We start from the raw sequence: 5,124 nt of genomic DNA, 5'->3' as shown, positions 1-5,124 counted from the left end.
GGCATTTTCGCGTCTCGCGCCGGAGTTGTGTGGGAGCCGTGGAGGAGCAGATTCTGGCCCCCGCGGGAGGCCGGCGCGCGTATAGTTAATTCCCGCGCCGCGACGGGCCACGGACCCGGACGCCGGCGGCGAACCTTGAAAACCGGATACTGCGATCGAAAGATCGACGAAAGACAGCGAATAGAAGAGCGAAGTTCGAATTTTCGAATTCACGTCAATTCAAACCAAGCGAATCCAGATCAGCGGGATCTAGAGTGGGCATCCGACTCATACACACGGAATCACTCGCGGGCGAGAGCCCGCGAAGCTCCGAACGGAGAGTTCGATCCTGGCTCAGGATGAACGCTGGCGGCGCGCCTAACACATGCAAGTCGAACGGTTAAAGCACCTTCGGGTGTGTATAAAGTGGCGAACGGCTGAGTAACACGTGGGCAACCTGCCCCTCGCACCGGGATAGCCTCGGGAAACCGTGGTTAATACCGGATACTCCGGGACCCCCGCATGGGGGTGCCGGGAAAGCCCTGACGGCGAGGGATGGGCCCGCGGCCTGTTAGCTTGTTGGCGGGGTAACGGCCCACCAAGGCGATTATGGGTAGCCGGGTTGAGAGACCGACCGGCCAGATTGGGACTGAGACACGGCCCAGACTCCTACGGGAGGCAGCAGTGGGGAATCTTGCACAATGGGCGAAAGCCTGATGCAGCGACGCCGCGTGCGGGACGAAGGCCTTCGGGTTGTAAACCGCTTTCAGCAGGGACGAGGCCGCAAGGTGACGGTACCTGCAGAAGAAGCCCCGGCTAACTACGTGCCAGCAGCCGCGGTAATACGTAGGGGGCGAGCGTTATCCGGATTCATTGGGCGTAAAGCGCGCGTAGGCGGCCTGCTAGGTCGGGACTCAAATCCGGGGGCTCAACCCCCGCCCGGTCCCGATACCGACAGGCTTGAGTCTGGTAGGGGAAGGCGGAATTCCAAGTGTAGCGGTGGAATGCGCAGATATTTGGAAGAACACCGGTGGCGAAGGCGGCCTTCTGGGCCACGACTGACGCTGAGGCGCGAAAGCTAGGGGAGCGAACAGGATTAGATACCCTGGTAGTCCTAGCCGTAAACGATGGACACTAGGTGTGGGGGGATGTGCCCTCCGTGCCGCAGCCAACGCATTAAGTGTCCCGCCTGGGGAGTACGGCCGCAAGGCTAAAACTCAAAGGAATTGACGGGGGCCCGCACAAGCAGCGGAGCATGTGGCTTAATTCGAAGCAACGCGAAGAACCTTACCAGGGCTTGACATTCAGGTGAAGCGGCGGAAACGCCGTGGCCGAGAGGAGCCTGAACAGGTGGTGCATGGCTGTCGTCAGCTCGTGTCGTGAGATGTTGGGTTAAGTCCCGCAACGAGCGCAACCCTCGTCGCATGTTGCCAGCGGTTCGGCCGGGCACCCATGCGAGACCGCCGGCGTCAAGCCGGAGGAAGGTGGGGACGACGTCAAGTCATCATGCCCCTTATGTCCTGGGCTGCACACGTGCTACAATGACCGGCACAATGGGCTGCCACTGCGCGAGCAGGAGCGAATCCCCAAAGCCGGCCCCAGTTCGGATTGGAGGCTGCAACCCGCCTCCATGAAGTCGGAGTTGCTAGTAATCGCGGATCAGCACGCCGCGGTGAATGCGTTCCCGGGCCTTGTACACACCGCCCGTCACACCACCCGAGTCGTCTGCACCCGAAGTCGTCGGCCCAACCCGCAAGGGAGGGAGGCGCCGAAGGTGTGGAGGGTAAGGGGGGTGAAGTCGTAACAAGGTAGCCGTACCGGAAGGTGCGGCTGGATCACCTCCTTTCTAGGGAGACAAGAGTCACCCACAGAAACGATCATCACAGACGAGACGGTGCCCGTCCGTTCCCGCTGATGCCTTTCGTCGCGCGAGAGCGCGCAGTGTCCGGTCTCGAGGGCTCGCCCTCGCCGTACCTTGAGAGCTGCATAGCGTGACAAAGACGATATTTTTCTTTTTCAAGAAGATCGCATCTGATCGCACCGGCGACCGAGAGGCCGCCGGGGTGTATGTATGTACCGAGCCATCGAGAAGAAGATGGTAAGGGCACACGGTGGATGCCTTGGCACAGGAAGCCGACGAAGGACGTGACAAGCTGCGATAAGCCACGGTTAGGAGCACATATCCGCTTGACCCGTGGATCTCCGAATGGGCGAACCCGGCGGGGGCCATACCCCGCCGCCGCGCGCTGAACACATAGGCGCGCCGGAGGCAACCCGGGGAACTGAAACATCTAAGTACCCGGAGGAAGAGAAATCAAACGAGATTCCCCTAGTAGTGGCGAGCGAACGGGGACCTAGGGCAAACCGCCGGTTGCTTCGGCGCCGGCGGGGTTGTAGGACCACCCACATGGCAGTCACAAACCCCCGCGGAAGCGGAACGGCCTGGGAAGGCCGGCGAGACAGGGTTAGAGCCCCGTACGCGAATCCGAGGGGGCTGCCGGGTGGCACCTGAGTACTGCCGGACACGTGAAACCCGGTGGGAAGCCGGGGGGACCACCCTCCAACCCTAAATACTCTCCTGTGACCGATAGTGGACAAGTACCGTGAGGGAAAGGTGAAAAGCACCCCGGGAGGGGAGTGAAATAGTACCTGAAACCGTGTGCCTACAAGCAGTCGGAGCAGTGCTTGCACTGTGACGGCGTGCCTTTTGTAGAATGAGCCAGCGAGTTACGGCGTGTGGCGAGGTTAAGCTAGCAAGCGAGCCGCAGCGAGAGCGAGTCTGAACAGGGCGCTCAGTCGCACACCGTAGACGCGAAGCCGGGTGAGCTATCCATGGGCAGGCTGAAGCGGGGGTAAGACCCCGTGGAGGGCCGAACCCACCTAGGTTGAAAACTGGGGGGATGACCTGTGGATAGGAGTGAAAGGCCTATCAAACCCGGAGATATCTCGTTCTCCCCGAAATAGCTTTAGGGCTAGCCTCGGACGTTTACCTGCGGAGGTAGAGCACTGAATGGTCGCGGGGGCCTCACCGCCTACCAAGACCAATCAAACTCCGAATGCCGCAGGCCCAGAGTCCGGGAGTCAGAACATGTGGGCTAAGCCGTGTGTTCGAAAGGGAAACAGCCCAGACCGCCCGCTAAGGTCCCCAAATCCGTGCTAAGTGGCAAAGGATGTGCGTTTGCTCAGACAACCAGGATGTTGGCTTAGAAGCAGCCATTCATTCAAAGAGTGCGTAATAGCTCACTGGTCGAGTGGACATGCGCCGACAATATACGGGGCTAAGCACGGTACCGAAGCGGCGGACTGTTTTTAACAGTGGTAGGGGAGCTTTCCGTCTGGGGCGAAGCCGCGGGACGACCCGCGGTGGACCGGCCGGAAGTGAGAATGCTGGCATGAGTAACGAGAGGGGCGTGAAAAACGCCCCCGCCGTAAACCCAAGGTTTCCTGGGCAAGGCTAATCCTCCCAGGGTCAGTCGGGAGCTAAGGCGAGGCCGGAAGGCGTAGCCGATGCACAGCAGGTGGACATTCCTGCACCTCCGACGCGACGCTATCACCGACGGGGCGACGAAGAAGGGTAGCTCAGCGGGGTTCTGGACGTCCCCGTGAGGCCACGTAGGCCGAGAGGTAGTGAAACGCGCCTCTCGCGAAGGCTGAGGTGGCGGACGAAACGATTGAGCGAAGTGAGTGAGCCCATGCTTCCGAGAAAAACCCCTAGGGAGCCGCTAGGAGCCCGTACCGCAAACCGACACAGGTGGGTGGGTAGAACATACCAAGGCGATCGGGAGAACTATGGTTAAGGAACTCGGCAAAACTGCCCCGTAACTTCGGGAGAAGGGGTGCCGGCCTGGGTGGAGGGACTTGCTCCCCGAGCCAGGGTCGGCCGCAGCGAAGAGGTCCAAACGACTGTTTATCAAAAACACAGGACTCTGCTGAAGTCGTAAGACGACGTATAGGGTCTGACGCCTGCCCGGTGCCGGAAGGTCACGAGGAGCTGTCAGCGCGAGCGAAGCAGCGAATCTAAGCCCCGGTAAACGGCGGCCGTAACTATAACGGTCCTAAGGTAGCGAAATTCCTTGTCGGGTAAGTTCCGACCTGCACGAAAGGCGTAACGATTTGGACGCTGTCTCAACCATAGACCCGGTGAAATTGCACTAGTCGTGAAGATGCGACTTACCCGCGGAAGGACGGAAAGACCCCGTGAACCTTTACTGCAGCTAGACATTGGCTGCCGGTCCGTCGTGTAGAGGATAGGTGGGAGACAGTGAACCAGGGACGCCAGTCTCTGGGGAGTCGCCCTTGGAATACCACCCTCGACGTTCTGGCAGCCTAACCCCGCGCCGTGATCCGGGCGGGGGACCGTGTCTGGTGGGTAGTTTGACTGGGGCGGTCGCCTCCTAAAGTGTAACGGAGGCGCACGTAAGGTCTGCTCAGGATGGTCGGCAACCACCCTTTTGAGTGCAAGAGCATAAGCAGGCTTGACTGCGAGACCCACGAGTCGAGCAGATGGGAAACCAGGTTCTAGTGATCCGGCGGCTCAGAGTGGAATGGCCGTCGCTCAACGGATAAAAGGTACTCCGGGGATAACAGGCTGATCTTCCCCAAGAGTCCACATCGACGGGAAGGTTTGGCACCTCGATGTCGGCTCATCGCATCCTGGGGCTGGAGCAGGTCCCAAGGGTATGGCTGTTCGCCATTTAAAGCGGTACGCGAGCTGGGTTCAGAACGTCGTGAGACAGTTCGGTCCCTATCCTCCGTGGGCGTAGGAAAACTGAGGGAGGCTGCCCCTAGTACGAGAGGACCGGGGTGGACGGACCTCCGGTGTACGGGTTGTCAACCTAATGGCACTGCCCGGTAGCTGAGTCCGGTCGGGATAACCGCTGAAAGCATCTAAGCGGGAAGCCCATCCCGAGATGAGTTTTCCTTTCGGTAAGACCCCTCGTAGACGACGAGGTTGATAGGCTGCAGGTGCAAGCGCCGCGAGGCGCTCAGCCGAGCAGTACTAATCGGTCGAGCTCTTCTTCCCACTATACGTGGCTCCGGATCGGAGCGGTCTTCTTGGGAAGTTCGCCTTGTCGCGCTGTGCGGCCCCCAGGGCACGGCGGAGCCGGCCCCGGAACCGAAGAATGCCCCTAGTTGGTCAGCGAC

General features: G+C 60.4%; 2 rRNA genes. Both read left to right on the top strand.

Features of this window, described 5'->3' with window-relative positions:
* Positions 1 to 310: 310 nt before the first annotated feature.
* Positions 311 to 1,825: ribosomal RNA gene (locus HF885_RS10195) — 16S ribosomal RNA — on the top strand.
* 242 nt (positions 1,826 to 2,067) lie between these two features.
* Positions 2,068 to 5,002: ribosomal RNA gene (locus HF885_RS10190) — 23S ribosomal RNA — on the top strand.
* Together the 16S and 23S rRNA genes form the textbook arrangement of a ribosomal RNA operon.
* Positions 5,003 to 5,124 lie beyond the last annotated feature (122 nt).

It is taken from the genome of Parafannyhessea umbonata (assembly GCF_012844235.1).
Classification (GTDB): Bacteria; Actinomycetota; Coriobacteriia; order Coriobacteriales; family Atopobiaceae; genus Parafannyhessea.
This window is presented reverse-complemented; position numbering and strand designations above follow the sequence as displayed.